Source organism: Chroococcus sp. FPU101 (assembly GCF_017312365.1).
Taxonomy (GTDB): Bacteria; Cyanobacteriota; Cyanobacteriia; order Cyanobacteriales; family Microcystaceae; genus Chroococcus.
In genome coordinates this window covers 15,778-29,125 of sequence record NZ_BLJI01000028.1, presented here as the reverse complement: position 1 = coordinate 29,125, position 13,348 = coordinate 15,778, and the positions used below count along the sequence as shown (strand labels likewise).

Annotated in this window: 17 protein-coding genes and 1 tRNA gene; 13 read left to right on the top strand and 5 right to left on the bottom strand. The window is 39.9% G+C overall.

Annotated elements, in window-relative coordinates; all coding sequences use genetic code 11:
• Positions 1 to 59: 59 nt before the first annotated feature.
• From CFPU101_RS18980 to ureG, 4 genes are read left to right on the top strand one after another with little or no spacing between them, the layout of a single operon-like run.
• Positions 60 to 386 (top strand): co-chaperone YbbN, encoded by a 327-nt coding sequence (locus tag CFPU101_RS18980; protein ID WP_206816901.1) that lies wholly within the window; start codon positions 60 to 62, stop codon positions 384 to 386.
• Complete coding sequence (locus CFPU101_RS18975; protein WP_206816900.1) at positions 386 to 1,576, top strand: LL-diaminopimelate aminotransferase; 1,191 nt, start codon at positions 386 to 388, stop codon at positions 1,574 to 1,576. Before CFPU101_RS18980 ends, CFPU101_RS18975 begins: the two co-directional genes overlap by 1 nt.
• Positions 1,573 to 2,676: a DNA-processing protein DprA gene (gene dprA / locus CFPU101_RS18970; protein WP_206816899.1), complete on the top strand. Its 1,104-nt coding sequence runs from the start codon at positions 1,573 to 1,575 to the stop codon at positions 2,674 to 2,676. The genes CFPU101_RS18975 and dprA overlap by 4 nt, the downstream gene beginning before the upstream one ends.
• A 12-nt stretch (positions 2,677 to 2,688) precedes the next feature.
• Positions 2,689 to 3,288: an urease accessory protein UreG gene (ureG, locus tag CFPU101_RS18965; RefSeq protein WP_206816898.1), complete on the top strand. Its 600-nt coding sequence runs from the start codon at positions 2,689 to 2,691 to the stop codon at positions 3,286 to 3,288.
• Here the strand turns inward: ureG and CFPU101_RS18960 are convergent.
• Both CFPU101_RS18960 and gshA read right to left on the bottom strand, forming a co-directional pair.
• Positions 3,280 to 3,741: a tRNA (cytidine(34)-2'-O)-methyltransferase gene (locus CFPU101_RS18960; RefSeq protein WP_206816897.1), complete on the bottom strand. Its 462-nt coding sequence runs from the start codon at positions 3,739 to 3,741 to the stop codon at positions 3,280 to 3,282. The genes ureG and CFPU101_RS18960 overlap by 9 nt on opposite strands.
• Positions 3,742 to 3,792: 51 nt before the next feature.
• A complete protein-coding gene (gene gshA / locus CFPU101_RS18955; protein WP_206816896.1) occupies positions 3,793 to 4,935 on the bottom strand; it encodes a glutamate--cysteine ligase in 1,143 nt (380 codons plus the stop codon).
• Between the two features lie 109 nt (positions 4,936 to 5,044).
• On the opposite strand from gshA, the gene CFPU101_RS18950 reads away from it, so the two are divergent.
• The 3 genes from CFPU101_RS18950 (at position 5,045) to CFPU101_RS18945 (ending at position 6,251) form a co-directional block, all read left to right on the top strand.
• The gene (locus CFPU101_RS18950; protein WP_206816895.1) at positions 5,045 to 5,407 is read left to right on the top strand and encodes a response regulator; all 363 of its coding nucleotides are present in this window, start codon (positions 5,045 to 5,047) and stop codon (positions 5,405 to 5,407) included.
• Positions 5,408 to 5,567: 160 nt separating this feature from the next.
• Entirely contained in the window at positions 5,568 to 5,699 is a 132-nt protein-coding gene (locus CFPU101_RS26040) for a hypothetical protein (RefSeq protein WP_277988777.1), read from the top strand.
• A gap of 120 nt (positions 5,700 to 5,819) precedes the next feature.
• On the top strand, positions 5,820 to 6,251 hold the full coding sequence (locus CFPU101_RS18945) for a hypothetical protein (protein WP_206816894.1): 432 nt from the start codon (positions 5,820 to 5,822) through the stop codon (positions 6,249 to 6,251).
• Positions 6,252 to 6,268: 17 nt separating this feature from the next.
• Here the strand turns inward: CFPU101_RS18945 and CFPU101_RS18940 are convergent, their stop codons facing one another.
• Positions 6,269 to 6,979, bottom strand: a complete 711-nt coding sequence (locus CFPU101_RS18940) for a M15 family metallopeptidase (protein ID WP_206816928.1) — start codon at positions 6,977 to 6,979, stop codon at positions 6,269 to 6,271.
• A gap of 137 nt (positions 6,980 to 7,116) precedes the next feature.
• Between CFPU101_RS18940 and CFPU101_RS18935 the strand changes: the two genes are divergently transcribed.
• The gene (locus CFPU101_RS18935; RefSeq protein WP_206816893.1) at positions 7,117 to 8,331 is read left to right on the top strand and encodes an HhoA/HhoB/HtrA family serine endopeptidase; all 1,215 of its coding nucleotides are present in this window, start codon (positions 7,117 to 7,119) and stop codon (positions 8,329 to 8,331) included.
• 44 nt (positions 8,332 to 8,375) lie between these two features.
• On the opposite strand, the gene CFPU101_RS18930 is transcribed toward CFPU101_RS18935, so the two are convergent.
• Positions 8,376 to 8,462 (bottom strand) — tRNA-Ser (locus CFPU101_RS18930).
• Between the two features lie 69 nt (positions 8,463 to 8,531).
• Between CFPU101_RS18930 and CFPU101_RS18925 the strand changes: the two genes are divergently transcribed.
• The 5 genes from CFPU101_RS18925 to CFPU101_RS18905 all read left to right on the top strand — a co-directional run bounded on the left by CFPU101_RS18925 (position 8,532) and on the right by CFPU101_RS18905 (position 12,728).
• The gene (locus CFPU101_RS18925; RefSeq protein ID WP_206816892.1) at positions 8,532 to 8,900 is read left to right on the top strand and encodes a 2Fe-2S iron-sulfur cluster-binding protein; all 369 of its coding nucleotides are present in this window, start codon (positions 8,532 to 8,534) and stop codon (positions 8,898 to 8,900) included.
• Positions 8,901 to 9,725, top strand: coding sequence for an inositol monophosphatase family protein (locus CFPU101_RS18920; RefSeq protein WP_206816891.1), 825 nt, complete (start codon positions 8,901 to 8,903; stop codon positions 9,723 to 9,725). It begins immediately after the preceding gene.
• 81 nt (positions 9,726 to 9,806) lie between these two features.
• A complete protein-coding gene (locus CFPU101_RS18915; protein WP_206816890.1) occupies positions 9,807 to 10,733 on the top strand; it encodes a J domain-containing protein in 927 nt (308 codons plus the stop codon).
• A 187-nt stretch (positions 10,734 to 10,920) separates the two neighbouring features.
• The gene (gene nblB, locus CFPU101_RS18910) at positions 10,921 to 11,583 is read left to right on the top strand and encodes a phycobilisome degradation protein NblB (protein ID WP_206816889.1); all 663 of its coding nucleotides are present in this window, start codon (positions 10,921 to 10,923) and stop codon (positions 11,581 to 11,583) included.
• 71 nt (positions 11,584 to 11,654) lie between these two features.
• Positions 11,655 to 12,728, top strand: a complete 1,074-nt coding sequence (locus CFPU101_RS18905) for a lipopolysaccharide assembly protein LapB (protein WP_206816888.1) — start codon at positions 11,655 to 11,657, stop codon at positions 12,726 to 12,728.
• Between the two features lie 115 nt (positions 12,729 to 12,843).
• Here the strand turns inward: CFPU101_RS18905 and CFPU101_RS18900 are convergent, their stop codons facing one another.
• Complete coding sequence (locus tag CFPU101_RS18900) at positions 12,844 to 13,344, bottom strand: GNAT family N-acetyltransferase (RefSeq protein WP_206816887.1); 501 nt, start codon at positions 13,342 to 13,344, stop codon at positions 12,844 to 12,846.
• Between the last annotated feature and the right edge of the window lie 4 nt (positions 13,345 to 13,348).

The following is a 13,348-nucleotide window of genomic DNA, read 5'->3' as shown; positions in this document are numbered from 1 at the left end:
CAAGAGGATAGAATATATTCTTGTCCCTCTTGTGCTTACAAATGATGAGGAGAGATAGCATGAGTAAAGTCTTAGAAATTACCGATCAACAATTTGAACAAGAAGTATACAGCACAGAACAGCCTGTTTTAGTCTATTTTTGGGCCTCTTGGTGTGGCCCTTGTAAGTTAGTTTCGCCGTCTGTGAGTTGGGTAGCAGATACTTATAGCGATCGCCTCAAAGTGGTTAAACTCGAAGTTGATCCCAACCCTGAATCAGTGGCTAAATGTAAAGTAGAAGGTGTTCCCGCACTGAGACTGATTAAAGACAAAGCAATTCTAGAATCTTATGAAGGTGCGATCGGTAAACAGCAACTTCAAAGTTTAGTTGAAACTTTTTTAACCTAATGACTACCTTTCAACTCGCTAACCGCATTCAATCCCTGAGTCGTAACGTTTTTGCGGATATGGATCGCGCTAAAACATTAGCTAAACTTTCAGGTTTAGAAACGATTGATCTTTCTCTTGGATCATCGGATTTAGCGGCTTCACCCCATGTCATTGAAGTGATTCAAGACGCTTTACATGATCCAACGACTCACGGCTATCTCTTGCATCAAGGCACCCAAGATTTTAGAAAGGCTGCCGCGCAATGGTATACCTCACGTTTTGGTGTTTTTGTCAACCCTGAAACTGAAGTTTTATCTTTGATTGGCTCTCAGGAAGGAACTGCCCATCTACCTTTAGCCATTTTAAACGAGGGTGACTTTGCTTTACTGCTCGATCCTGGTTATCCGTCCCACGCGGGGGGTGTCGCACTAGCAGGTGGACAAATTTATCCGATGCCCATCAAAGAAGAAAATGACTTCTTACCGATTTTTGAAGACATTCCGACCCCAGTACTTGCTCAAGCTAAGATGATGGTGTTGAGCTATCCTCATAATCCAACAACAGCGATCGCACCATTAGCCTTTTTTGAAAAAGCAGTGCAGTTTTGTCGAGAACATCAGTTAGTTTTAGTTCACGACTTCCCCTATTTTGATATTGTTTTTGATTCTAATTCGCCTGCACCTTCGATCTTACAGGCTGACCCGAATAAAGACGTATCAATTGAGTTTTATACTTTTTCTAAATCCTATAACATGGGTGGCTTTCGGATTGGTTTTGCCGTGGGCAATGCAGAACTCATTAAAGCCCTACGACAAATTAAAGCCGCAGTGGATTTTAATCAGTATAGAGGCATTTTACAAGGAGCGATCGCAGCCTTACAAGGGCCACAAGAATCCGTACAAGAAACGCTCAAAACCTATCAAAAACGGCGTGATGTTTTTGTCGATGCCTTGCGTCGTATTGGCTGGGAAGTGCCGACACCAGCAGCAACCCTTTATATTTGGGCTAAATTGCCTCATCCTTGGGAAAATCGTTCTGTAGAATTTTGTACACGACTCATCCAAGAAACAGGTGTTGCGCTTTCGCCAGGTGCAGGATTTGGAAAATCTGGCGAAGGATATGTTAGATTTGCCCTAGTTCATGAACCCGATGTCTTAGAAAAAGCCGTAGCAAGAATCGCAACATTTCTTAAACTGGAGCAAAATTGACAGAAGAACGCGCTTACTGGTTAGCCTGGTCGAAAATTGCTGGTATTGGGCCAGTCTTATTAAAACGAGTGTACCAACACTGCGGAACTCTGAGCGAGGCTTGGTCTACTTCTAAGACAACTTTAGGAGAAATCGAGGGCTTTGGCACAAAATTAATTAATACAGTCTTAGAAACACGCCAAAAAATCAACCCACAAGAACTACTCGAAGAACATCTACAAAAAAACCCTACTTTTTGGACACCCGCAGACCCCGACTACCCGCGTTTATTACTCGAAATTCCTAGCCCTCCTCCTGTTTTATACTATCGAGGAAAAGTAGACTTAAAAGAAAATCAGGGACTTACCCCGAGGGTCGCTATTGTGGGGACAAGACACCCAACAGAACACGGCAAAAGATGGGCGAAAAGAATTAGTATTGCTTTAGCGAATCATGGTTTTACCGTTGTTTCTGGAATGGCCGCAGGAATAGACGGAGAAGCCCATCAAAGCTGTATGAATGCGGGTGGACGGACAATAGCGGTGTTAGGAACAGGTGTCGATGTCGTTTATCCTCATCATCATCGTCAATTGTATGAGCAAATTCAACAAAATGGCTTAGTTTTAAGCGAATATCCAGCCCAGACTTTCCCAGATAAAAAGAATTTTCCTGCCCGTAATCGTATTATTGCAGGTTTAAGCCGAGCGATCTTAGTTTTAGAAGCCCCAGAACAGTCGGGGTCACTCATTACAGCGCGTTATGCAAATGAATTCGGACGTGATATTTATACTCTTCCTAATTCTCCTGATGTTGCTTCGGCTAGAGGCTGTTTGAGGTTGGTTCATCAAGGCGCAGAGGTTATTATTACAGAAGAGGAATTATTAGAAATGTTGGGGGCTATTCCTCAATTAGCCTCTGAAACTGTTCTCGTTACTCCTCCTTTCTTAGAACCCGAATTAGCAAGAGTGTATCAGGCGATCGCATCAGATCCCACATCTTTTGATATGATCGTGCAGCAAAGTCAATTAAGTGCGGGGGATGTTTCTGGAATTCTGCTACAACTAGAATTACTAGGATTAGTCACTCAATTACCTGGAATGCGCTATCAAATCAGTCGTTAATTGTATTTATATATGTCTACTTTACGAGTTGGAATTGCGGGGCCCGTTGGTTCAGGAAAAACAGCATTATTAGATTCTTTATGTAAATCTTTGCGAGATCATTATCAAATTGCGGTGGTGACCAATGATATTTATACCCAAGAAGACGCACAATTTTTAGTCCGTTCTCAAGCATTAACAGCAGACCGAATTTTAGGAGTTGAGACGGGGGGATGTCCTCATACAGCTATTCGTGAAGATGCGTCGATTAATTTAGCTGCCATTGACCAATTAGAACACAAATTTAATAATCTAGATTTAGTATTCCTTGAAAGTGGTGGGGATAATTTAGCCGCGACCTTTAGCCCTGAATTAGTCGATTTAACAATTTATGTAATTGATGTAGCAGCAGGTGATAAAATTCCGCGTAAGGGTGGCCCAGGGATTACGAAATCTGATTTATTGGTGATTAATAAAATTGATTTAGCCCCGATGGTCGGCGCAGACTTATCGGTGATGGATCGAGATGCCAAAAAAATGAGGGGGGAAAAACCCTTTGTTTTTACTAATTTAAAGACTAAAGAAGGTTTAGATACGGTACAGAAGTTTATTCAAAACTATTTGCTAACTTAAATATCCCAATTGACGACGAACTTCAAATAAACCAACAGCCACACTGACCGATAGATTTAAACTACGGACGGAAGGCTGAGTCATCGGAATATAAACCAAATTATCACACATGGCGAGCATTTCGGGGGGTAAACCCTCGGTTTCACTGCCAAACAATAACCAGTCATCCTCTTGAAACTGATATTTGACATAAGATTCAGTTCCCCGAACACTAAAACCGATTAAACGTCCCTGATGTTTTTGATGATGATTTTGATAATCGCTAACAGTCGGATGAAAGTGTAAGTTAACATAAGGCCAATAGTCTAAACCTGCGCGTTTGAGATAACGATCGCTAATTTCAAAGCCTAACGGCCCAACTAAATGTAACTCCGTACCTGTAGCTGCACAAGTACGGGCAATATTCCCTGTATTTGGGGGTATTTGGGGATGAACTAAAACAACACGAGGCATTTACAGTAATCAGTCATCAGTAAACAGTAAAGCAGTAATCACTAATCAATATTAAGCGACTAATAAAGGTTCACACAATTTATGTTCTAGATCTAGTTCTTCATGATCAATGGTTTGAATAGCTTTCTGCATAATGGAACGAACATCTAAACCTTGTTCGTAGTCTTGTAACCATTGTTGGGCTGAATTGCCTTCTCTAAGGATTTTTTTGACTGGAGACAGAAAACAGCTAAATCCTTTTTCTTTCGCCGTTTGAAACACTTCTTCATAAAGTTCTGTAATCCAATCTCTAGCTAAAATGGGTCTACCATCTTTCCAGTGTTTTAACTCAGCATCTAAGCTATTTTTAGCCACAGAGCGTTCATTTTCTTGAGTTAGTGTAATCATCTCTTTTGGAGATAAATCGCTTAAAACTAATGGATCTAGCTTTTGATTGGCTAAAAGTTGAGTTAAACGGGCTTCTAGAAGGGCTGAAATCGCTAAAAGAGTAATGGGATTAGTGACCAGATCACAGATTCTGAGTTCCAGACGATTTAGATTATAAGGCCGATTGTTGCCATTGGGTCGAACTGATGACCACAGATGACGAACATTTTGCATCGTTCCTAGTGCAATTTGTTGTTCTGTCCATCGGATAAAATGAGCATGACTTTCAAACAGAGGAACATCAATAGGGGTTTGCGGAAAAACAGACCAACGGGTTGAATGATAACCTGTTGCTTTTCCGTCCAAAAAAGGAGAAGATGCACTAAGAGCTAGATATAATGGGGCTTCTACTCGTACTAGACGACAAGCGCGGATTAATTGTTCGTGATCACTAATGCCCACATTAATATGAATACTAGCGGTAACAACTTTTGTTCCGTAGGTTTGCTCAATATAGGTATGATAAGGATTATCGAGATCGGAACGCTCAAAACGATCACTTCCTCCAGTCGATAGGGTACTACCAGGAATGAGGGTATAGTTTCCTAACTGTTTTAGATATTGTCTGAGTTGTCGTCGAGGTTTAAGAAGCGCACACAAAAGACGATCGTAATTACAGAATGGGGCGGTGGTATATTCTACATTACGGCTGTCGGGTTCTCTGACAAAACCATCGAGATCTCTAACAATGCGATCAGATAAACCAACGATATCTCCTTCGGGCGTACTTGTATAGATTTCCACCTCAAAGCCTTTAGATAGTAGCACAATAATTCCTCGTCAAGACGTAAAAAAGTTCACCCAGATAGCAACTAGACTAGCTTCTATCTTAAAATAGTTTGCTAACAAAAGGTGTTTACTAAAAAATGAGGACCCTTTGAATAACAAAACGATCTTAATCGTAGACGATGAGGAAGATGTAAGGGCGATTACTCAAATGGGGTTAGAAATGAGTGTAGGTTGGACAGTTTTAACTGCCAGTTCGGGTCAAGAAGCCTTAAAAATCGCTATAGAACAGCAACCTGATGTAATTTTACTCGATTGGATGATGCCTGATATGGATGGTCGGGTAACTTTGCAACATCTTAAATTGAATGCTCAAACCCAGTCAATTCCAGTCATTTTAGTAACAGCAAAAGAACAACAATCGATCAATAATTTAGAAGTAGCAACCATAATTTCTAAGCCTTTTCGCCCTCTAAAACTGGCAGAACAGATTAAAGAGGCGTTAGGATGGTAAGACTGACTCCAAAATCAATTACCTAAAAGTGTTATCATAGCGTCAGAGAATATAGATCGGTAGAATCGTTTGTTTTCGGTATCAGTAGAAATCTTATGTCGATTATTGAAAGGCCTCTCTCCGATGAAATTTTTTAATTGCTGTTATTGAGGAAATAATTGTGGCAAAACGTAGAAACCCCAAAAAAGAAAAAGCGCAACGTAATTTAATGTATGCTCGTCAGTTTCGTCAGAATTCCACTCGGACTTCTTCTCGGACTTCTTCGTCGCGTCAGAAGCGTAAAGAATCATAAAATATTTAATTGGGTGGGCTGCAATGCTCACCTGATTTTCTTTTAAGGGCTATTGTTCTTCTCTGGTTCTTCTCGATTCTTTTCTAAGCTTAGTATTAGCAAGAAAGGAGGGAAGACATTATGTTAGATGCAACCCTAAATCCAATTCTAGAAAATCATATACTTTTAACGGCTTTTTCTGCTGTAGTCGAACAGGGTTTAAACCCATTGAGCAAACTTGCTGTTGAGCCTCATTCTTTCTCTTCATTAATGGATGATGTTTCCCTACTTGCTCAGACGATTAAAGAAAGTGTTTTAAAAGTAGATACACCGATTTTATTTCAAAATTTTGCTAATTGGGTCGCTCGTTTACAAACCTATCAAGCGTTAGCTGATGATTTTGATGAAAAAATTGACGGTGATTTATTATTAGCCCCAGTATTACCGCAAAGTCAAGACAAAATTCAACCAATTAATTATGAGATGGCTGGTATTTCAATTGATGATTCTCTATTGTGTTATTCAGTTGAAGTCAATTCATTTCACGTAATTGAATCAATATCAATCATCTAAAAGAAAAACGTTCAAAACTATTTAATAACTCGACCATAACGAGCAACTAAAGACTTTTCGGGATGTTCTAACATTTCTAACCATACCCACATTTGATCACCTAGAGAAAAATGCCACCATTCCCCCTGATGTCGGTGAAAACCTGCTTTTCTCATCACATCGTACAATAACTCTCGATTTTGTTGGTACTTTTGTTCTTGTTTTGAAGTTGCTTGTTGATAATAATTAGGATGAGAACGTTCTGACAATTCATCGATTTCCCCACCCATATCGACTATATTTCCTTCAGCATCGACTAATGTCAAATCAATAGCCGCACCAGTACTATGGGGAGGAGGAGTCGCTAAATCATAGCTTGGTATTGCCCAAATTTTATACACCTCAGACCAAATGGCTGTTTCTTGTTCGCTTGTAAGCTGTTCTACCGTTAATCCCTGCTGTTTTAGAACACTTTTAAACGTGTAATCAACCATAAACTGTTGCACAGCAACGGGACGATAAGCATCAAAAATCAGAATACGCCATCTTGGATACTGTTTTTCTAGCTCGGTTTGTGCTTTTAATAACGCTTTAAGAACGCCCTGACGAAGATAATAAGGGGACTTTTCTTTGTAAGAAGCACCTAATGATTGATAAACATGGGGAGAGCAAACCAAAAAATAATTCTCAGGAATAGCAATAAGTGGTTCTCCACAATCTTGAATCGGTATTTTCTGATAAGGTTTCATCGCTGTCTGTTCAAAAAAACTGTGAGAGAATAGAATGTAGAGAAAAGACGCTACCTTCATAGAGCTTGTCATAAAGCTTTTCTAGATCTTTTATGACTAACAAGCAACCATCATCTCAATATTAGGGCTAGAAACTTATGGGGTTATCATTAAAACAATTAGTCATTTACTCTGGGTTACTAGCCATTGGTGCCAGTGCAGGACTGCTCTCAAATCGATATCTTAATGAAGAACCAACTGCTACACAGACCGATGAAAACCCTCTAATTGTTCCAGCAACGATCAAACCCTTTGCTTTACCCTCATATTCGTCTCAAGATGATCTTAATTTTATTGCCAAAGCGGTACAGAAAGTTGGCCCCGCAGTGGTTAGAATTGATGCTGACCGTGAAGTGTCAGATAATTTACCAGACGCACTAGAACAACCCTTTTTCCGTCGTTTTTTTGGTGAAGAACTTCCCATCCCTAAAGAACATTTAGAACGGGGAACGGGTTCGGGTTTTATTCTATCTTCTGACGGAAGACTCTTAACCAATGCTCATGTTGTTGATGGTGCAAATCAAGTTAAAGTCACTCTAAAAAATGGGCGAATTTATACAGGAAAAGTCGTCGGAATTGATCGCATGACCGATGTTGCTGTAGTAAAAATTCAAGCTGAACAATTACCCATTGTTGCATTAGGACGGGCTGAAACTTTAAATCCAGGGGAATGGGCGATCGCAATTGGAAACCCATTAGGATTAGATAATACCGTAACAGTGGGGATTATCAGTGCATTAGGTCGCAGTAGTAGTGAAGTGGGTGTCCCCGAAAAGCGTGTTAAATTTATCCAAACCGATGCAGCAATTAACCCTGGTAATTCTGGTGGGCCGTTGTTAAATGCTAAAGGTGAAGTCATTGGTGTTAATACCGCCATTCGTGCCGATGCACAAGGTTTAGGGTTTGCTATTCCCATAGAAACCGCTCAAAGAGTCGCAGAACAACTATTTGCTAAAGGAAAAGTTGAGCATCCTTATCTAGGAATACACATGGTCACTTTATCTGAAGAATTACAAAAACAGATTAATGAGAACAAAGATTTTGGCTTCAAAATTGATGACTCCGAAGGCGTTATTATTATTCGAGTCGTTCCCAATTCTCCAGCTAAACAAGCAGGTTTACAAGCAGGTGATCTAATTATAACCGTTGGTGGAGCAGCTGTAAAAACCGCTAATGATGTTCAAGAACAAGTCGAAAAAAGTGAAATCGGAAAAACTTTAGAGATGGAAGTTAAACGCAAAGGGGAAAAAAAATTAATTTCCGTGCGTCCTCAAGCCTATCCCAATCGTCAAAATAGTAGCGACAAAGAATAACATCAAAGTAACTATTTTGCGGTTAACCGTATTATTCTAGAGTACGGAGAGAGAGGGATTCGAACCCTCGTTAAAGTTACCCCTAAACAGCATTTCCAGTGCTGCGCCTTCAACCGCTCGGCCATCTCTCCTGGTAGGGTCACGATCATTCATTATACAATAAACTTGCGATAATTGAAAATAATCTTTCTTTTTTTCTCATGAGCCAGTTTTATCAAATCAAGATCCATAACCGTCGCACTAATGAAGAATACACGATTCCTGTGCCTGACGACAAATATATCCTACACAGTATTGAAAATCTGGGATATGATCTGCCTTTTTCCTGCCGTAATGGAGCCTGTACAACCTGTGCTGTCAGAGTCTTAAATGGGGAAATTAATCAACCCGAAGCACTAGGACTCTCACCAGAGTTACAAGACAAGGGCTACGCGCTATTGTGTGTTAGTTATGCTTGTTCCGACTTAGAGGTAGAAACTCAAGACGAAGATGAAGTATATGAACTTCAATTTGGTCGCTTTTTTGCTCGTGGAAAAGTTCGTTTTGGTTTACCTTTGGATGAAGATTAAATGCTCAAAACATCAGACGAATTAGAACGCTACTTAGATATTGCCACAGAAGCCGCAACCGCAGCAGGAGCAATTATCTTGAGCAATTGGGGACAGGTAAACAAAATTACAGAAAAAGGTCGTTCTGGAGACTTAGTAACAGAAGTTGATTATCTAGCCGAACAAGAAATTCTTAAAATTTTACGTCGTCATGTACCCAATCATGCAATTTTGGCCGAAGAATCGGGAACAATAGTAACAACCGATCAACATTATCTGTGGGCGATCGATCCTTTAGACGGAACGACTAACTATGCTCATGCTTATCCTGTTGCTGCCGTTTCCATCGGATTACTGATTGATAATATTCCCCAAGTCGGAGTCATCTATAATCCCTTTAGAAACGAATTATTTCGGGCAGTTTCAGGATCAAGAGCTACCTTAAACCGTCGTCCGATTCGAGTCTCCCAAACTCAACAACTCAGTCAAAGTCTATTAGTTAGCGGATTTGCATACGATCGTCGAGAAACTCCCGACAATAACTATGCTGAATTTTGCTATCTGACTCATCTAACTCAAGGAGTTCGTCGCAGTGGTTCGGCATCTTTAGATCTTGTAGATGTTGCCTGTGGGCGTTTAGATGGCTACTGGGAAAGGGGAATACGCCCTTGGGATGTTGTTGCGGGTATTGTCATTGTTCAAGAAGCAGGAGGAAAAGTTACAGCTTATGATGGCAGTCCAATTGATTTAAGATCTGGACGTATTTTAGCCACTAACGGTTATCTTCATTCGAGTTTGAGTCAAGCTTTGCAAGAAGTCTCAAAATGGCCGATTAAGTTTGAATAATCAGTAATTAATACTAAAATATTAGAAAATCAGCAAATTTATTGAGTGGCAGAGGGTTTATCGCAATCAGGGCAATATCCTATGGCTTTTCCGATTCAACAGGGACTATTTCAATTTGATTTAATCGACCATTATGCAATTTTAGGCGTTCCCCTTAAGACAGATTTTAAGGAAATTCGTCAACGCTATCTAAAAATTGCCTACCGTCTTCATCCTGATACGTGTCGGGCTAAAAGTCATGCCGAAAAAGAGCAAGCAGGGCAATTATTTTCAAAATTAGTCAATCCTGCTTATGAACATTTATCTCGTGAACAATCACGCACCGAATTTAGCTTAGTCCTTGCTCAAATTGGTAAAGGTGTTGCTCAAAACATTTCTAATACAACCTTAACAAGTGAACCTGCACAAAAACTCTTACAAACTAACAGTAATGTTGAAGCTGCTTATCGAAAACTCCTGCAATCCTTAGCTATTGATCAATATTTAAACCTCGATGGAGTTTATGCTAAAATTGCTCAGATTAGCGAGCTTAATATGGTCTATTTGATGATCGCTGAAGGGCAAACTACTCGGAAGACACAAACTTATATCGGTGAAAAAGCAATGGCTACCACCGAGCAAACGGCTACGGTTAGTTCTGATCAAGTGCCTAATTTTGAATCGGGGATTACTTCTTATATCCGTCGCGCTCAAGACTGTCTAAAAGCCGAAAATTATGGACAAGTGATTTTAGAAATTCGTGATGCTCTCAAGTTAGAACCCAATGATAGTACCTGTCATGCTTTACTAGGACTGGCTTATTTAAGACAAAATCAAACCTCAATGGCACGAGTACACATCAATCAAGCAGTGAAAGCAAACCCCAAAGATCCCATCGTCATTGAAAGTAAAAAAGAACTTGAGCAAACACTTAATCCCAATATTGCCATGCAAGGGGGTCAGGGTAAAAAAGACAATGCTAAAGATGGGAAAAACTTTTGGACGCTGTTTAATGGTAAAAAAAAATAGCCAGCAAGATGTAGAAGTCCCTCATCAATACAGAAATAGCGATCGCATTAATCAACAGGTCATTTAAAGATTTGATTGGAGTCTACCGCAAAGGTAAAATGTAGGTACTACTTAAACCCTAGTTCAACAGCTAGGGTTTTTTTGACGGTAGGAAAATAGACATTTTTTAAGCATCAGACAGAACACAATGAGTTATTCACCAGAGTCCATTCAGCAGTTAATCAATTCCGAAAACTATGGCGAACGTATTACGGGAATTAATCAACTGCGTAACATCGATCCCCAGATAGCTTTTCCCATGATTCAACCCCTTGTGACGGATGAAAATGCCAGGATACGTTATGCGGCTGTCAGTCAGTTAGATCCGTTGGGAAATGTAGATTTAGATACGGCTTTAAACCTGTTACGCGATCGCCTTTTTAATGACTCTGAATCTGATGTTAGGGCTGCTGCTGCTGATGCGATTGGTGGGTTAAAGCTCGTTAGTGCTTTTGATGATTTAGAACAGGTGTATGATAGTACATCTGATTGGCTGATTCAGTTAAGTATAATTTCGGCTCTCGGTGAAATGGGGGAGCCTAGAGCATTTGGGCTATTACAAAAGGCTTTAGGTTCAGATAATAGTTTAGTTAAAACGGCTGCTGTCAGTGCATTTGGTGAGTTAGGCGATCAAAATGCGGTCGCGCTTTTAATTCCTTTAGTTGATGATGAAGATTGGCAAATTCGCTATCGTTTAGCCCAAGCACTAGGACATTTAGGGGGTGAACAAGCGATCGCTACTTTAAATCAGTTAGCCCAAGATCAGATGGAACAAGTGGCATCAGAAGCACAAAATAATCTTAGTAAATAAAGCTAAGATGGAGGAAAAAACCGTCATACTATCCACTCATGGGACGCTTTTTCCTCATACTATTTTTCATCATGACTGATTTAAGCATGGCTAAAGTTCCCTTTGCTTTTGCTCAGTCGCTTGAAAATTTTCCTGATGATCCTCCTTTATCAATTCCTCAAGACCTACACCAACAGATTAATGATTTGTTGGAATTGGCACAAGGTTATATTGAAGCGGGAGATTATCAAAATGCGATCGCACTTTATGAGCAAACAGCGACACTGGATGACGAAAACGCCAAAATTTACTCTGGAATTGGTTATTTATACACTTTACAAGGTAATTTTCTTGCCGCTTCTCAAGCTTATCAAAAGGCTTTATCGATTGATCCAGAAAATCCAGACTTTTACTATGCGTTGGGTTATAGTTTCGCTAATGCAGGTAAATATAATGATGCTGCTACTGCTTATTATTATGCAATTGATCTTGAACCGGAGAATATACAACACTATATCGGGTTAGGTGTAATTTTACTGCGTCAACAAAATTATGCTAAAGCTGAGGAAGTTTATTACTCGATGATTGCATTAGATCCAAATAATCAAGAAGCCTATGAAATCATGGGAAAAGCTTTGATTGAACAACAACGATTTAATGATGCGATCGTTTTTTTAGAAAAGGTGATTAATAGTTTTCCTGATAGCACTGAATTAAGATTACAGTTAGCGAGTACTAAATTCTATCAAGGTGAAGTCACTCAAGCCTTAGATTTATTAAAACAAGCTGAAAGAATCGCCCCTAATCATTATAAAATTTTTGTCAAAACTGGAATTATTTTAGAAAAACAGAATTTATATGAAGATGCTTTAACTGCATACCGTAGAGCGATTTATTTGAATCCAAAATCAATTGAAGCTCAAGCAGGAATCGGACGAATCTTATTAATTAAAAAAGATTATTTAGGCGCGACTGTTATTTATCAAGAGTTATTAAAAACGATTCCCAATAATCCAGATGCTTACTATGGTTTAGCTTTATCTTATCAAAGAAGAGGACTAAAAAAAGAAGCAAAATTAGCTTTAAATACAGCACGTCAACTGTATTTAGATTATCACAATAGCGAAGGAGTACAACAGGTTAATCGTTTAGATCGAGAGTTGTAGTAAACGTCAGTTCGGGTTAAGATAATTTTTTCATGGCGAAAGACTAAAGAATTAGGGTTTGAGCTTATCTCGACCTCAGATTACATTAACTATCTTTCACTAGTTCGTAAGTATTCTAGCTTTTCTCCAATTCGGCTTGTTGCGCTACAGCAACCAGTGCCTTGCGAAAGATAATTTTATCATCGCCTGCTTTGTAAAATTCGCGGATTCGGGCTTCCTCGTCGTATCCGTTCTTACGGTAGAAAGCTCGCGTTCGCTCAAAGCTTGGCCGTCCAGACGTTTCTACTAATAATATGCGTTCGCCCCGTGCCGTTAACATTTGTTCGACATAGTGTAGCAGTTTCCCACCGAGTCCTTCTCCCTGACGGTCGGGATGAACGGCAATAAAGTATAAATTCCATGTCCCATAGGTAAAAGGCTCTGGCGCGTAATAGGCGACCCCCACTGGCTGACTATCCTCATAGGTGATCCAGAAATGATCACTGCCGAGGTGGTCATCAAAGTATTCGGCCAACATTGCGCCGAGTTCCTCAAGCTCTTGTTGACTAAACAAACCGATCACTGATGCGATCGCCATGAGAGCTTTCTTGTCATCGGGGGTGGCAGGTCTAATCATGAGC

What these genes read in the sequence shown, in the direction of transcription:
- CFPU101_RS18900 (WP_206816887.1), bottom strand. Translation starts at nt 13,344, where the DNA reads ATGATTAGACCTGCCACCCCCGATGACAAGAAAGCTCTCATGGCGATC.
- CFPU101_RS18935 (WP_206816893.1), top strand. Translation starts at nt 7,117, where the DNA reads ATGGGGTTATCATTAAAACAATTAGTCATTTACTCTGGGTTACTAGCC.
- CFPU101_RS18920 (WP_206816891.1), top strand. Translation starts at nt 8,901, where the DNA reads ATGCTCAAAACATCAGACGAATTAGAACGCTACTTAGATATTGCCACA.
- CFPU101_RS18980 (WP_206816901.1), top strand. Translation starts at nt 60, where the DNA reads ATGAGTAAAGTCTTAGAAATTACCGATCAACAATTTGAACAAGAAGTA.
- CFPU101_RS18945 (WP_206816894.1), top strand. Translation starts at nt 5,820, where the DNA reads ATGTTAGATGCAACCCTAAATCCAATTCTAGAAAATCATATACTTTTA.
- CFPU101_RS18905 (WP_206816888.1), top strand. Translation starts at nt 11,655, where the DNA reads ATGACTGATTTAAGCATGGCTAAAGTTCCCTTTGCTTTTGCTCAGTCG.
- CFPU101_RS18975 (WP_206816900.1), top strand. Translation starts at nt 386, where the DNA reads ATGACTACCTTTCAACTCGCTAACCGCATTCAATCCCTGAGTCGTAAC.
- CFPU101_RS18960 (WP_206816897.1), bottom strand. Translation starts at nt 3,741, where the DNA reads ATGCCTCGTGTTGTTTTAGTTCATCCCCAAATACCCCCAAATACAGGG.
- CFPU101_RS18925 (WP_206816892.1), top strand. Translation starts at nt 8,532, where the DNA reads ATGAGCCAGTTTTATCAAATCAAGATCCATAACCGTCGCACTAATGAA.
- ureG (WP_206816898.1), top strand. Translation starts at nt 2,689, where the DNA reads ATGTCTACTTTACGAGTTGGAATTGCGGGGCCCGTTGGTTCAGGAAAA.
- nblB (WP_206816889.1), top strand. Translation starts at nt 10,921, where the DNA reads ATGAGTTATTCACCAGAGTCCATTCAGCAGTTAATCAATTCCGAAAAC.
- CFPU101_RS18915 (WP_206816890.1), top strand. Translation starts at nt 9,807, where the DNA reads ATGGCTTTTCCGATTCAACAGGGACTATTTCAATTTGATTTAATCGAC.
- CFPU101_RS18940 (WP_206816928.1), bottom strand. Translation starts at nt 6,979, where the DNA reads ATGAAACCTTATCAGAAAATACCGATTCAAGATTGTGGAGAACCACTT.